Annotated in this window: 16 protein-coding genes; 3 read left to right on the forward strand and 13 right to left on the reverse strand. The window is 65.4% G+C overall.

Going from position 1 to position 14066, the window contains the following annotated elements:
• Positions 1-77: 77 nt before the first annotated feature.
• From DQ230_RS12465 to DQ230_RS12500, 8 genes are read right to left on the reverse strand one after another with little or no spacing between them, the layout of a single operon-like run.
• Positions 78-1478 carry an amidase gene (locus DQ230_RS12465; protein ID WP_113912954.1) on the reverse strand — a complete coding sequence of 467 codons (1401 nt, stop codon included), beginning with the start codon at positions 1476-1478 and terminating at the stop codon, positions 78-80.
• Positions 1479-1491: 13 nt separating this feature from the next.
• The gene (locus DQ230_RS12470) at positions 1492-2217 is read right to left on the reverse strand and encodes an SDR family NAD(P)-dependent oxidoreductase (protein ID WP_113912955.1); all 726 of its coding nucleotides are present in this window, start codon (positions 2215-2217) and stop codon (positions 1492-1494) included.
• Positions 2214-2960 carry an SDR family NAD(P)-dependent oxidoreductase gene (locus DQ230_RS12475; RefSeq protein ID WP_113912956.1) on the reverse strand — a complete coding sequence of 249 codons (747 nt, stop codon included), beginning with the start codon at positions 2958-2960 and terminating at the stop codon, positions 2214-2216. The genes DQ230_RS12470 and DQ230_RS12475 overlap by 4 nt, the downstream gene beginning before the upstream one ends.
• Positions 2957-3778 (reverse strand): polysaccharide deacetylase family protein, encoded by an 822-nt coding sequence (locus DQ230_RS12480; protein WP_113912957.1) that lies wholly within the window; start codon positions 3776-3778, stop codon positions 2957-2959. Before DQ230_RS12480 ends, DQ230_RS12475 begins: the two co-directional genes overlap by 4 nt.
• Positions 3779-3788: 10 nt before the next feature.
• Complete coding sequence (locus DQ230_RS12485; protein ID WP_113912958.1) at positions 3789-4574, reverse strand: ABC transporter permease; 786 nt, start codon at positions 4572-4574, stop codon at positions 3789-3791.
• Complete coding sequence (locus DQ230_RS12490) at positions 4571-5422, reverse strand: ABC transporter permease (protein WP_113912959.1); 852 nt, start codon at positions 5420-5422, stop codon at positions 4571-4573. The genes DQ230_RS12485 and DQ230_RS12490 overlap by 4 nt, the downstream gene beginning before the upstream one ends.
• Entirely contained in the window at positions 5419-6495 is a 1077-nt protein-coding gene (locus tag DQ230_RS12495) for an ABC transporter ATP-binding protein (protein ID WP_113912960.1), read from the reverse strand. Before DQ230_RS12495 ends, DQ230_RS12490 begins: the two co-directional genes overlap by 4 nt.
• Before the next feature lie 51 nt (positions 6496-6546).
• A complete protein-coding gene (locus DQ230_RS12500; RefSeq protein WP_203228067.1) occupies positions 6547-7446 on the reverse strand; it encodes an extracellular solute-binding protein in 900 nt (299 codons plus the stop codon).
• A 317-nt stretch (positions 7447-7763) separates the two neighbouring features.
• Between DQ230_RS12500 and DQ230_RS12505 the strand changes: the two genes are divergently transcribed.
• Complete coding sequence (locus DQ230_RS12505) at positions 7764-8297, forward strand: MarR family winged helix-turn-helix transcriptional regulator (RefSeq protein ID WP_113912961.1); 534 nt, start codon at positions 7764-7766, stop codon at positions 8295-8297.
• Between the two features lie 19 nt (positions 8298-8316).
• Here the strand turns inward: DQ230_RS12505 and DQ230_RS12510 are convergent, their stop codons facing one another.
• The 3 genes from DQ230_RS12510 to DQ230_RS12520 are packed head-to-tail and all read right to left on the reverse strand — an operon-like array spanning position 8317 to position 11772.
• Positions 8317-9504, reverse strand: a complete 1188-nt coding sequence (locus tag DQ230_RS12510) for a dihydrolipoamide acetyltransferase family protein (RefSeq protein WP_113912962.1) — start codon at positions 9502-9504, stop codon at positions 8317-8319.
• Between the two features lie 2 nt (positions 9505-9506).
• A complete protein-coding gene (locus DQ230_RS12515) occupies positions 9507-10520 on the reverse strand; it encodes an alpha-ketoacid dehydrogenase subunit beta (protein WP_113912963.1) in 1014 nt (337 codons plus the stop codon).
• Between the two features lies 1 nt (position 10521).
• Positions 10522-11772, reverse strand: a complete 1251-nt coding sequence (locus DQ230_RS12520; protein ID WP_113912973.1) for a thiamine pyrophosphate-dependent enzyme — start codon at positions 11770-11772, stop codon at positions 10522-10524.
• Between the two features lie 159 nt (positions 11773-11931).
• Here DQ230_RS12520 and DQ230_RS12525 point away from each other — a divergent pair, with 159 nt between their 5' ends.
• Both DQ230_RS12525 and DQ230_RS12530 read left to right on the forward strand, forming a co-directional pair.
• A complete protein-coding gene (locus DQ230_RS12525; RefSeq protein ID WP_338050520.1) occupies positions 11932-12225 on the forward strand; it encodes a hypervirulence associated TUDOR domain-containing protein in 294 nt (97 codons plus the stop codon).
• Positions 12222-12758: a DUF488 domain-containing protein gene (locus DQ230_RS12530; protein WP_113912964.1), complete on the forward strand. Its 537-nt coding sequence runs from the start codon at positions 12222-12224 to the stop codon at positions 12756-12758. The genes DQ230_RS12525 and DQ230_RS12530 overlap by 4 nt, the downstream gene beginning before the upstream one ends.
• A 143-nt stretch (positions 12759-12901) precedes the next feature.
• On the opposite strand, the gene DQ230_RS12535 is transcribed toward DQ230_RS12530, so the two are convergent.
• Complete coding sequence (locus DQ230_RS12535; RefSeq protein ID WP_113912965.1) at positions 12902-13327, reverse strand: CHRD domain-containing protein; 426 nt, start codon at positions 13325-13327, stop codon at positions 12902-12904.
• A 181-nt stretch (positions 13328-13508) separates the two neighbouring features.
• The coding region (locus tag DQ230_RS12540; RefSeq protein ID WP_203228068.1) for an MFS transporter at positions 13509-14066 on the reverse strand (558 nt) is incomplete at its 5' end.

The following is a 14066-nucleotide window of genomic DNA, read 5'->3' on the forward strand; positions in this document are numbered from 1 at the left end:
GCGATAACAAGGGTCTGGCGCATGTGGGCCAGCGGGGCGGGCAGGTGGCGATCACCCATGATCTGGCGGCCGGCGGATCAGCGTTGATGCGCGGCCAGATCGAACGCGAACAGCTGTTCGGCCATCGCCGCGCAATCCAGCAGGAAATCCTCCTGATACCACGCGGCCGTCATGTGAAACCCCACCGGCAGGCGGCGGCTGTCCCATCCGCACGGGACCGAGATCGAGGGATGCCCGGTCAGGTTCGTGGCAATGGTATAGGGATACCAGACCGCCCGCACCCGCCCCGACGGCACGCCGTTGATCGGCACCGATCCGTGCGGGTCCATGTCATGCGGCAAGGGCGGCGCCGACAAGGTGGGCGATGCGATGATGTCAAACCGGCTCAGCACGTCCTGAACCTGCTGAAACGCGCGGCTGCGCGCCGCGTTTGCGGCGGCCAGCGCCAGTGCCGTGTGGCTGCGGCCATTTTCGACGTGAACCATCAAGGTGGGGTCGATCAGGTCCAGATCAGCCTCGGCAACCGTGGCCACCCGCCCGGCCAGCAGGGTTTCCAGCACGGTCATGAAATGCGGCTCCAGCGCGGCAAAATCCAGCTGCACCTCTTCGACACGCGCGCCCGCCCCTTCGATCCGGCGCATGGCGCCTGCCGTAATCGCCGCAATCTCGGTGTCGACGGGGTTGCCGGCCTGCGGCAGCCACGCCACGCGCAGCCCGTTCAGCGTGCGCACATGGCGCGGCGCGGGCAGGGTGGCCTGACCAAACGGATCGCGCCGGTCAAACCCCCGCACCGCATCGAACAGCAGCCGCGTATCGGCCACGTCGCGCGCCATCGGCGCGACATAGACGTTGGAGCCGAACAGATCGGCGGCCTGAAGGTTGGGAATGCTGCCCTGCGTCGGCTTCAACCCCACGGTGCCGCAACAGGCGGAGGGGATGCGCACCGATCCGCCGCCATCGGTTCCCAGTGCCAGCGGCCCCTGCCCCGTCGCCACCGCAACCGCCGCGCCGCCGGACGATCCGCCCGCCGTCACATCCGGGGAATGCGGGTTCAGCGTGCGCCCGAACAGCGGCGCAGAGGTATGTATCTTGTGGCCAAATTCCGGCGTCGTCGTCTTGCCGATCAGGATCGCGCCCGCCGCTTTGGCCCGCGCCACGGCGACGGCATCGTGATCGGGCACATGATCCGCCATCACCCGCGATCCCATGGTGGTGCGCACGCCCTTGGTCAGGGTCAGATCCTTGACCGAATAGGGCAGCCCGTGCAGCGGCGGCAGGTCATCGCCGCGCTGCTGGCGGTCCTCGGCGGCCCTGGCACCGGCCAGCGCCATTTCCGGAACCAGCGTCACGAAGGCATTCAGATCCTTGCGCGCGGCGCAGCGGTCCAGCACGGCCTGCATCACCTCGACGGGGGAGAACGCATTTTCGCGGTATCCCTGCGCCAGCTCCCGCGCGCTTTTGTCGGCCAGATCAGTCATGGTGCCCCCCCCCTCACAGCATCCACCGGCCACCGTCGATCAGGATCGTCTGACCGGTGATGAACCGCGCCCCGTCTGAGGCCAGAAACCCGATTGTTGCCGCCACATCCTCGGGCGCGCCGACGAAACCGGCGGGCGTCGCGGCCTTGATCCGGTCCAGCACATCGGACGCCAGCGTGTCATGCGCACGGGTGCGGATGGCGCCGGGGGCGACGGCGTTGACGGTGATGCCCTGCGCCGCAACCTCGCGCGCCAAGGCGCGGGTGAAGCCGACAACGCCCATCTTGGCCGCCGCATAATCCACCAGCCCCGCATCCCCGACAAAGGCCGCATCGCTGGACATGTTGATAACCCGGCCCCAGCCGCGCGCCGCCATCTCCGGCACCAGGGCGCGCGTGGTGCGCATTGTCGACAGCAACGACACCTCCAGCACGAAGCGCCATGTCGCCTCGTCCGAGACATCGAAACGGCTGCCCTTGTCGCGCGCGCTCTGGCCAAGGTTGTTGAACAGGATATCGACCGGCCCCAGATCCTGCCGGACCTTTTGCAGCGCGCCCGCCATGGCATCGGCATCGGTGCCGTCCACCGCGCAGGTCAGCACGCCGGCGGGCAGCGCGCGCAGCGCCTCGGCATCCAGATCAAAGGCGGCCACGCGCAGGCCCTGCGCCGCCAGATGACGCACCGTGGCCGCGCCAATGCCGCCGGCGCCGGCCGTCACAAGGGCGGAACGCTGCGTCAATGAAAGCTCCGCCCGCCGTCAACGGCCAGCGCCGCGCCGGTCACATAGGACGACCCCGCCTCGGTCAAATAGAGCGCCGCACTGGCGATTTCGCACGGCTCTGCCACGCGGCGCATCGCATAGCGGGCGCGAATGGCCGACAGGCGTTCCTCGGCGTTCTGGAAATCCTCATAGGACGACCGGAACAGCGGCGTATCCACGGCGCCGGCGGTATTGACGCGGATATTCTCCGGTCCCAGCTCCATCGCCAGACATTTGCCGAACATGTTCAGCCCCGCCTTGCTGGTGCAATAGGCGCTGCGGTGGCTGAGCGGCGACAGCCCCGCCGCCGAGGACATGTTGACGATGGTGCCGCCGCCAGCGGCGCGCATGGCGGGCAGAACCGCCCGGCACAGGATCATCGCGCCGGTCAGGTTGACGGCAATCACCCGGTCCCAATCGGCGTCTGTCATATCGCCAATCGGCGCCTCAAGGTCGATGCCAACGCAGTTCACCATACCATCCAGCCCGCCCATGGCGCGGGTTGCGGCCTCGACCGCCGCGCGGCAGGCGGCGCCATCGGTGATGTCGGCGGCAAAGCCCTGTTCGGTATCGTCAACGCGCAAATCCAGCGCGGCCACATTGGCGCCCTGCGCGCGGAACAGGCGCAGCGTCTCGCGGCCGATGCCGCTGGCGCTGCCCGCAATCAGGATGCGGCGCCCCTCCAGACGGCCCACGGCGGGCGCGGCCAGATCCCCGGTCATGGCCGCGCGCCTTTCAGTCCGGCGCGAATGTCGTCGGTCATCCGGTCACAGCGCCCGATCCAGACGTTATCGGCCTTGGCGACATGTTCCAGAAACCGCTCCAGCACCCACAGGCGCGACGGCTGGCCGATGATTTGCGGATGCATCGCGATCAGCATCATCCGGTCCTCGGCGCGCAGCGCGTCAAATTCCAGCGTCCATGCCTCTAGCAAGGCCGAAGGCGCCTGCATCGTGCGGCCCGGCAATGACACCGCATAGTGAAAGAACGGCGCATCATCCAGCACCCAGCGGAACGGCAGTTCGACAATGTCCGTCTGGCGGCCGTTGATCTCCAGCAGATACGGCTCGTCATCGTCAAAGAAGTTCGATGAATAATCGAACCCGTATTCCTCGATCAGGCCCAGCGTGTGCCGGCTGAATTCCGCCGCGGGCGAACGCCAGCCGCGCGGGCGGTATCCGGCGACCTTCTGGATTGCCTCGATGCCCTTTTCCATCTCCTCGCGCTCCTGCTCCAGCGTCAGCTGCGTGATCCAGGTGTGGGTGTGCGAATGATGCGCGATCTCGTGACCGTCTTTCAGGATCGCCTCCATGATGTCTGGATGCGCCTCGACCACCAGACCGGGCACAAAGAATGTCACGTTCAGATCATGGCGGCGCAGCAGCTCCAGAACCCGCCAGATGCCACGCTTCCAGCCATAGCGCCCCTGCGACATGACGATGGGCTTGCCCGCGTTCTCCTTGTCACGGGCCGTCCACAGGGTTTCGGCGTCGAAATCGAAAGTCAGGAACAGCGGAAACCCGCGCGAGGTGAATGACATGTTCGGATCCTTAGACAAATCGGGAAAAACCAACCCAGCGTTCCGCAATGGCCAGCGCCGTGCCGGTCACAAGGATCAGGATGGTGGAAATCGCCGCAAGGCCGGGATCGACCCCGCCCTGATCAATGGCGGTAAAGATCTTGACCGGCAGCGTGGTCTGGCCCGGCCCCAGCAGGAAGATGGTGACCGGCACGTTGTCCAGCGACGTGATGAACGAGAAAAATCCGCCCGCCACCATGCCCGGCTTCAGCAGCGGCAGCGTCACCAGCCGAAAGGTGGTAAACCCGCTGGCGCCCAGCGTGCCGGCGGCCTCTTTCAGATCGATCTTGACGCCCGACAGGCTGGACAGGCAGGCGCGCACCACATAGGGCGAGGTCAATACGACATGCGCCGCAATCAGCGCCGCGAAGTTGCCGCGCCAGCCCACCACCGCATAAAATTGCAGCAGCGCCACCCCGATCACCACGGCGGGAAATACCAGCGGCGCCATCAGGAACGACGCGATCGCCTCCGATCCGGGGATCATCCGGCGGCTGATCGCATAGGCGGCGGCAGTGCCCACCACCAGCGACGCAAAGGTCGCCATGAACGCCAGCAGCAGGCTGAACCCGATGGCCGACAGCCAGCCCGGATCGGTCAGAACCTCGCCAAACCAGCGCAGGGTAAAGCCCTGCGGCGGGAACGTCAGATAGGACGTTTCGGTAAAGGCGCTGATCGCCACCACGATCACCGGCAGTTGCAGGAAAATCAGCACCAGACCCGCAAACGCGGTCAACAGAACCGAGGGGCGCGTCATGCCGTGCCCCCCGACCAGCGCCGCGCGATCCGGCCCGCGCCCCAGATTATCGCCAGCGTGATCAACGTCAGGATAAACGCAAAGGACGTGCCCGAGGGCCAGTCAAGTTTCAGCATGAATTCGTCATAGATCAGCGTGGCCATCACCTTGTAGGTCGGCCCGCCCAGCAGGCGGGGCGTCACCAGCGCGCTGATGGTCAGCACGAACACAAGGATCGACCCGGCCAGAATGCCCGGCGCCGTCAGCGGCAGCGTGATGGTAAAGAAAATCCGCAACCGGCCCGCGGCCAGCGTTGCCGCCGCCTGCTCCACGTCGCGGGGGATGTTCTGGATCGCGCTCAGCAGCATCAGCACCATGAACGGCAGGTAGATATGCGTCAGGCCAATCACGAGGCCGGTCAGATTGAACAGCAGCCGGATTGGGCTGTCGATCAGGCCTATATCCATCAGGAAATTATTGACGATGCCGCGATTGGCCAGGATCGTGATCCAGCCAAACGACCGCACCACCAGATTCAGAAACAGCGGAAAGATCACCAACAGCGTCGCCGTGGCCCGCCAGAACGGCGTGGTGCGCGCCATGAACAGCGCCAGCGGATAGCCCAGCACAAAGGTCAGCGCCGTCACGATCGCCCCCATCAGCAGGGTGCGCCCGACGATTTCGCGGTAATAGCCATCGGTCAGGATGCGGGTGTAATTTGACAGCGTCCACGCATCCGACGTGCCCTTGCCCGGCACATATTCGTGAAACGACGTCGGCAGCATGATCAGCACAGGCGTCAGGAAGATGACCAGCAAGATGATCAGCAAGGGCGAGGCCAGCGCGACCCCCTTCCACGGGCGCATCATGCCGCCGCCCCCTCCGCCGCGATGGGCGCGACAAAGGCGCGCCCGGCGTCAATCTGCACCGCCACCTTTTCACCGGGGCCAAAGCGGCCGGCCGGCCCGGATGCCGCAACTTCGGCGACAAATTCCGCGCCGCCGTCCAGATCCAGCACATATTGCACCCGCGATCCGATGAAGGACCGCAGGCGGATGGTGCCGGACAGCGTATTGCCGCCATCCGCAGGCAGCGCCAGCAGCGCGGCATCCTCGTGCCGGATGACGATTTCCACCGCCGTGCCGGGCGCCGGCACATCCTCCACCGCCAGCCGCGCGCCGCCCTCCAGCTGAACAATGCCGGGGGCGTGAACGCGGCCCTGATAGCGGTTGGACCGGCCAATGAACCGCGCGACAAACCCGTTGGCGGGCCGGTCATAGATCTCCTCGGGGGTGGCATATTGCTGAATCCGGCCATCGGCCAGAATACAGATCCGATCCGAAATCGTCATCGCCTCGGTCTGGTCATGGGTGACGAAAACGCTGGTGATGCCCAGCTGTTTCTGCATCTGCTTCAGCTCGATCTGCATCTGGTCGCGCAGCTGCGCGTCAAGGTTCGACAGCGGCTCGTCAAACAGCAAAAGACGCGGGCGCGGCGCCACGGCGCGGGCCAGTGCCACGCGCTGTTGCTGGCCGCCCGACATCTGGCGCGGATAGCGGTCGCCCAGATGGCCCAGCTGCACCATTCCCAGCGCCTCGTCCACGCGGCGGGTCAGATCGGGGCCCTTGACGCCCCGGCGGCGCAGGCCAAAGGCGACGTTTTCAAACACGGTCATATGCGGAAACAACGCGTAGGACTGAAACACCAGCCCGATATCGCGCCGCGCCGGGATCGTTCTGGTGATATCCTCGCCCGCCACGCGCACCGCGCCGCCCGACGGCTCCAGCAATCCGGCGATCATGCGCAGGATCGTCGTCTTGCCGCAGCCGGACGGGCCCAGCAGCGACACCAGCTCGCCTTCTTCGACCGCCAATGAGACGCCCTTGACGACGTCGGCATCTGCAAACCGTTTGACCAGTCGGTCCAGTTCAAGCCGGGCCATGCACTATTCCATTCAGGTTAAAGGGGCGCGCGGCCCGGTCAAATCATGGGTTCAGCGGGCGACTTCGCGCTGCCAGCGATCAATCCAGCCCGACAGCCGCGAGGATGTTTCCGCCGCGTCGATGAACCACAGGTTTTCCAGCGTCACGCCATTTGGCACAATCGCCGCTGCCTTGTCCGACAGCTCGGCCTTCAGGTTGATCGGGCCGGCGTATTTGTTTTCGGCAAAACATTCCTGCACCGGCTTTGACAGCACCGTGTCGATATACTGCGCCGCCAGATCCTTGTGCGCGCTGCCCTCGGGGATCAGCACGGTCGGGCGGATGCCCACGGCGCCCTCTTCGGGGTATGCGATTGCAATCGGCAGCCCTTCGTCGGCGGCCGATCCGGCCCGGTCGGGATACCACGGCGCCATGGCGATTTCGCCGCGCGCAAACAGCGCCAGCAGCTGGTCGGCCTGCGTGTACATCACCACCGCATCCTTGGCGAGCGGTGTGATCGCCTCGATCCCCGGTGTGATATCGTCCAGCGTGCCGCCGTTCATATTGTTCACCGCCAGCAGGAACTGCCAGCCCGATGTGCCGGTCACGTCGCCGATGGCCACCTGCCCCTTCATGTCGTCGGCAAACAGGTCTGTCCAGCTGGTCGGGGCCTGGCTAACCATTTCGGGGTTATAGGCAATCGCCGTCGCCCCGGTCATGAACACGACAAAATCATTGTCCGGCCCAAAGGCGCGCGGGTCCAGGTCCGGTGCGCTGCTCAGGGCGGCGGGGTCCAGCGCGTGGGTCAGATCCTCGACCTTCAGCTGCATGGCGGCGGAATCGTCGATATAGACCACATCGTAATCCGAGCTGGCGCCCATCGCGCGCACCGATGCGGCATGCTGCACCGAACTGCCCAGAACCGTCTGCACCTTGGCGCCCATCGCCTCGGTAAAGGCGGGATGTGGCATTTTTCGACCGCGTCCAGGAACGAGCCGCCGAATGTCGCCACTGTCAGCGTGTCCTCGGCCGCAGCAGGTGCAACCATCGCCCCGGCCAATCCGGCGGCAATCAGCGCCCCGGCGGCGAAACGTGTCGGAGACGCGGAGTTTTCTTGTGTCATCTGTCTCATCCCTGTCGGTTTCTTTGACAATATTGCCCGAAAGGATGGCGCGCCGCCGGGTTGAGTGTCAAGATAGTTTCGGGAAAAGCTTTCATAAAAGCTTTTGGTGATCCTATGATACCCTGCTAAGTGTAGCCAGGCATCAGGAAACTTCGGAGAACCGCCATGACCTCCTTGCACAAGATGCGGCCCTCCCGGCCCGCAAGTCTGGAGGACCGGGTCAAAACCGGGCTGCGGATGTGGCAGGACGAGCTGCCCGCGCTTGATTCGTCCGGCAAGGCGGTGTGCGGACGGGTGGTGGCCCTCAGCGGCGTTCTGAACCAGCTGTTCAACGCCACGCTGGCGCAGTTTGATCTGAAATATCCCGAATACGGCGTGCTGGCGACATTGCGCGCCTCGGGCGCACCCTACAGCCTGACCCAGAAACAACTGCTGGAAACCATTCTGTTTTCCTCGGGGGGCATGTCAAACCTGCTGGCCCGGCTGGAACGGCGCGGCCTGATATTGCGGCAAAACGACAGCGGCGACCGGCGCGTGACGCATGTGCAACTGACGCAGGCGGGCGTTGAGATCGCCAATCAGGCAATGGCCGCGCAATCGGGCACCGAAAACGCGCTATGCGCCGGGCTGACCGATGCCGAGCGCGCGGCGCTGATTTCCGCGCTGGCCAAACTGCTGGACACCGCGCTTGAGGTCTGACCGGCAGCTTGCAGCCGGATCAGTCGTCGCGCGCTTCCATGAACAGCAGCGCCGGCGCCTCCAGCAGGGTTTTCATCTGCGCGACAAATTCGGCGGCCACAAACCCGTCCACCACCCGGTGATCGAAACTGCATGACAGGTTCATCATCCGGCGCGGCACAAACGCGCCATGCTGCCACACCGGGCGCACGGCGATCCTGTTGATACCAATGATTGCGACCTCCGGATGATTGATGATCGGCGTCGTGGCCAGCGCCCCCAGCGGCCCCAGCGATGTGATCGTCAGGGTCGATCCGGCCAGATCGGACGGCGCCGCCGTGCGGCCCCGCGCCGCCTCCGACAGGCGGCGGATGTCGCGCGCGGCCTGCCACAGATCCAGCGCCTCGGCGTGGCGCAGGACCGGTACCATCAGGCCGCTATCCGTTTGCGTGGCGATGCCGCAATGCAGCGCCGCGTGCCGGGTGATGACGCCGGCCTCGTCATCGTAATGCGAGTTCACCTCGGGGTGGCGGGCGATCACCTGCGCCAGCGCACGCAGGACAAAGGGCAGCACTGTCAGCTTGCCGCGCGCCGCGCCGTGCTGCTGGTTCAGCTGCGCGCGCAGATCCTCCAGCGCGTCGACGTCCACCTCTTCGATGATTGAAAAATGCGGGATGCGCGATTTTGACAGCGCCATCCGCTCGGCGATCTGGCGGCGCACGCCGGTCACGCGAATCTCCTGCTGCCCGCTGCGCCGGGGCGATGCCGCAGGCGCGGCCAGGCCGTCCAGATCCTCGTGCAGGACACGCCCCTTTGGGCCGGTGCCGTGGACCTGCGCCAGATCAATGCCCATGCTGCGCGCACGCGCGCGCACCGCCGGCGCGGCCAGCGGCTTGTCACCGGGGTCCGGGGAAGGCGCGGCTGTGTCTGCCGGCGGTGGCGCATCCTGCTGCGCGTCCTGTTCCTCTGCGTCCTCCTCCTCCGCCGCCTCGCTGTCGATCCCGATCAGATCGCTGCCGATGGCGACGGTGTCGCCCGGCGCGCAGCCCAGCCACAAAACCGTGCCACTGACCGAGGCGGGGATTTCAACCGTGGCCTTGTCCGTCGTGATCTCGCAAATCACGTCATCCTCGCGGATGATATCGCCCACCTTGACGCGCCATTCCGCCAGCTCGGCCTCGGCGATGCCCTCGCCGATATCGGGCAGTTTAAAGATATGCTCGGCCATTCTCAGCCCTCCAAAACGGTGTTGATGGCGCGGATCACCCGCGCCGGCCCCGGAAAATACGCCTTTTCCTGCGCATGGGGATAGGGCGTGTCCCAGCCCGCAACCCGCACCACCGGCGCCTCAAGGCTGTAGAAACATTCGGCCTGCACCAGCGCCGCAATCTCGGCGCCAAAGCCCGAGGTCAGCGTCGCCTCGTGCAGCACGATGCAGCGCCCGGTCTTGCAAACCGATTGCGTAATACAGTCCAGATCCAGCGGCAACAGGGTGCGCAGGTCAATCACCTCGACATCGGCGCCCGATTCCGCCACGGCGGCCAGCGCGACATGCACCATCGTGCCATAGGCGATTATCGTGGCGCCCGATCCGCCCCGCACCACCGACGCGCGGCCCAGCGGCACCTCGAAATAGCCGCTGTCCACCTCGCCCAGATCGTGACCCGCCCATGATTGCGTGGGCCGGTCGAAATGCCCGTCAAACGGGCCGTTATAGAGCCGCTTCGGCTCCAGAAAGATGACCGGATCGGGGTCGGCGATTGCGGCCAGCAGCAGCCCCTTGGCATCGCGCGGGTTGGATGGCACGACGGTTTTCAGGCCCGCCACATGGGTAAACAGCGCCTCGGGGCTTTGGCTGTGGGTCAGCCCGCCGAAAATGCCGCCGCCCGTGGGCATCCGCACCACCATCGGGCAGGTAAATTCCCCGGCCGAGCGATAGCGCAGGCGCGCCGCCTCTGACACGATTTGATCGTATCCGGGATACATGTAATCGGCGAACTGGATTTCCACGACCGGCCTTAGCCCATAGGCGGCCATGCCGAACGCGGTGCCGATGATGCCCAGCTCGCTGATCGGCGCATCAAAGCACCGCGTCACGCCGAATTTCTCTTGCAGCCCGGCGGTGCAGCGGAACACGCCGCCGAAATATCCCACATCCTGCCCCATGACGATCACGTCCGGGTCACGCTCCATCGCGACCATGTGGGCGTCGCGGATGGCTTCGATCATGGTCATGCGGGCCATATCAATACCCCATTTCGGTACGTTGCCGGATCAGATGCGGCGGCATTTCGGCAAAGACATCGTCAAACATATAGCGCGGGCTGGGGCGCTTGCCCGAATGCAGCGTGCCGATCGCCTCGGCCTCTTTTTGGGCGGTGATGACCTCGTCCATGACTTCGGCCTCGGCCTGGCGGTGGCGGTCCTCGCTCCACAGATCACGGGCAATCAGATGCGCCTTCAGCCGCAGGATCGGATCGCCCAGCGGCCATGCCGCGCCCTCCTCCTTGGGGCGGTAGGCGGCGGGATCGTCCGAGGTGGAATGCCCGCCCGCGCGGTAGGTGACATATTCGATCAGCGTCGGCCCCAGATCGCGGCGCGCCCGCTGAACCGCCCAGTCGGCGGCGGCGCGCACCGCCAGATAATCATTGCCGTCCACCCGCAGCGCCGGAATGCCAAAGCCATGCGCGCGCGCCGCAAACGTGCCTGCCCCGCCCCGCGCGATGCCCTGAAAGGTGGAGATCGCCCACTGATTGTTGACGATGTTCAAAATCACCGGCGGTTTGTAGGTCGAGGCAAAGACCAGCGCGCCGTGAAAATCGCTTTCGGCGGTCGAGCCGTCGCCGATCCAGCCCACCGCCAGATGCCGGTCCCCCCGGATCGCCGCCGCCATCGCCCAGCCGACCGCCTGCACATATTGCGTCGCCAGATTGCCCGAGATCGAGAAAAACCCATGATCGCGCGCGCTGTAGAACACCGGCAACTGCCGCCCGTGGCCCGGATCGGCGTCATTCGAGAAAACCTGGCACATCATCGTCACCAGCGGATAGCCCGACGCCACCAGCAGACCGGCCTGCCGGTAGGTGGGGAAATTCATGTCGCCCTTGCGCAGCGCGGTCTGAAAGGCGCAGGAAATCGCCTCTTCGCCCAGATGCTGCATGTAGAACGACGATTTGCCCTGCCGCTGCGCCGTCAGCATCCTTGTGTCATAGGCGCGCAGCAGCATCATGTCGCGCAGCCCCTTGCGCAGCGCCTCATCGTCCAGCGCCCCCTCCAGCGCCTCGGCCCATGGGCCGACCGCCGCGCCGTCGCGGTCCAGCACGCGGATGATGGTAAAGGCCAGATCGCGCATGTTCTCCGGCGTCTCGCCCGGATCGGGGCGGCGCACCGACCCGGCAGGCGGGATTTGCACATGCGAGAAATCCGGCACCCCGCCGGGGCGAATGGCCGGCTCTGGCACATGCAGGTGCGGCGCGCGCTCTTGGTCGTCAGACATGGCTATCCCCCCCGTGATCAGGCCGCGAACATGGCCCAGATTTTGCACAAACAGTCGGACCGCGTCGCCGTGAGGGTCCGACACTGCAAAGCTTAGCGCATGACCCCCTGCCGAGTCCCGCCTCATGCGCAGTGTGTCGAATGATAGATCAAGGTCGCCATGCAGGCCTATCTGCCGCCCCCCGGCAAGGTGGAACTGCCCCGCGCCAGCCGCCGTTACAGGGACAAGGAGGATGGCGAAATGGCAAAGTTCAGCAAGGGCGACCACGTGAAATGGAATTCCGAGGCGGGCCATGTGACCGGCACGATCAGCAAGGTTCACACCAGCGATTTCGAGTATAAGGGCCATACCAGACGCGCCTCGAAGGACGCGCCGCAATACGAGATTCAAAGCGACAAGACCGATCACGTCGCCGCGCACAAGGAAGATGCGCTCACGAAAATAGCGCGATGACAGGCGGGTTTTACACGGTCGGCCACTCGAACCGCAGTCTTGAGGAGTTCATGGACATCTTGCAGCATGCAGGTGTTCAGATGGTCGTCGACGTGCGCAGTTTCCCGCGCTCGCGCACGAACCCCGTGTTCAACACAGACACGCTGCCGGGTGACCTTGCGGGGCGGCAGATCGGATATTGCCACATGCCTGCCCTTGGCGGCCGACGAAAACAGCAGCCCGAGGTCGCGGACTGCGTCAATGCGCTGTGGCGCAATCAAAGTTTTCAGAATTACGCCGATTACGCCCTGTCCGATAAATTCGCGGAGGCATTTGCCGAGCTGGTCCGCCTTGGCAGCGCGCGCCGGGTCGCGCTGATGTGTTCCGAGGCCGTCTGGTGGCGCTGTCACCGCCGCATCATTACGGACTATCTTTTGCTGAACGGGCATGAGGTCACGCATCTGATGGGCAACAGGCGTGAGGATGCCGCAACCCCGACGCCGGGCGCCACGCGGGCGGCAGACGAGACCGTTCATTATCCTGCGCCAGCATAAAGCGCTACGCGCGGCGCGTGTGCCAAAATCAAAACGCCAGGCCGCCAGGCCCGTTTGGGCCGTGTCAACCTGGCGCTGCATGTCACCCCGATCCGGGGCATCCGGGCCCAGATGACTCTGGGCCCGGAATTGCGATGATGCGGTTAGTCGGCTTTGGTCAGCTGTCCGCGAATTTCACCGTCCGGGTTCTGCTCGGTGTGAATGTTCACGTAATATTTGCCGTCTTCCAGCTCGGCGATCTGCTCGTCTGTGATCTCGGCCTCGCCTTCGTTGATGTCGGACATCGTGATGACCGGCCCGGCGTTTTCCCCCTCGGCTGCGGGTCCGTGGATATGGGCCGCGGTCGCGTCACCTGTCAGCCCGTCATATTCGACGGTCCAGGCGACGGTTTTCGCTTCGGTATCGACGGTGACATCGGCAGTGCCGGTGGCGCCGCTGTCATTTGGCGGAACCTCGGCGCCCGCGGTCAGATCGGCGGTATATGTGATCGTTTCGGCCGATGCGGGAATGGCCAGCGCGGCGCAGGCTGCGGCGGCAAGGGCGGTGTATTTGACGTTTGGCATAAACATGGTGAACGCTCCTTTCGAGTGTGATGTGCATCTGCAACGGCTGAGACGCGTGAAGGTTTCGCCCCGTGATCGTGAATTGCCCCCACCGGCGGAAACACGCCTGCGCCAAGACGCTGCCCCGCAGAGCAGAGCGCCGATAAGCGGCGGAACGTGAGCGGACCCTGTCCCTGTCAAAAAGGCGTCACTCCGGCGGTTTGGGCGGCATGTCGTCATAGGCCGGGATCGCCTGCCGTTCGATCATGCGATGCACCACCGGCGCGCCCGGCCCGCGATGCAGGCGGATCAGGCGGGTGTAGGATTCCTTGTCGGCCTGCGTGCGGCGCTCGTGGTGGCGCACATATTCCACCCATGTCGGCACGTGATAGGTTTCGGTCCAGACATCGGGGTTTTCCAGATCGCGCAGCAGCGTCCATTTCTGCGCGCCATCGCGGATGCGGATGCGGCGGCGCTGGTGCATTACCTCCAGAAATTCCTGCACGTCGTCCTGGGCGATGTCATAGTCGATCAGGATCATGATCGGCCCGCTGCGCTGGCGCAGGTTCAGGCGCAGGGGCGGCTCGGTGAAATGATCCAGCGGGTCGAGGTTCAGATCGGTGGAATCGGGCAGCGGCACCGCCAGCCCCGCCAGCGCGCCCAGCACCAGCAGCGCGGCGGCGCCCAGCATCGCCTGCCCGGCGCCGTGGCTTTCGGCCAGCGCGCCCCAGCCCCAGGCGCCCGCCGCCATGCCGCCGAAGACGCC

Source organism: Roseovarius dicentrarchi (genome assembly GCF_003316635.1).
Classification (GTDB): Bacteria; Pseudomonadota; Alphaproteobacteria; order Rhodobacterales; family Rhodobacteraceae; genus Roseovarius; species Roseovarius dicentrarchi.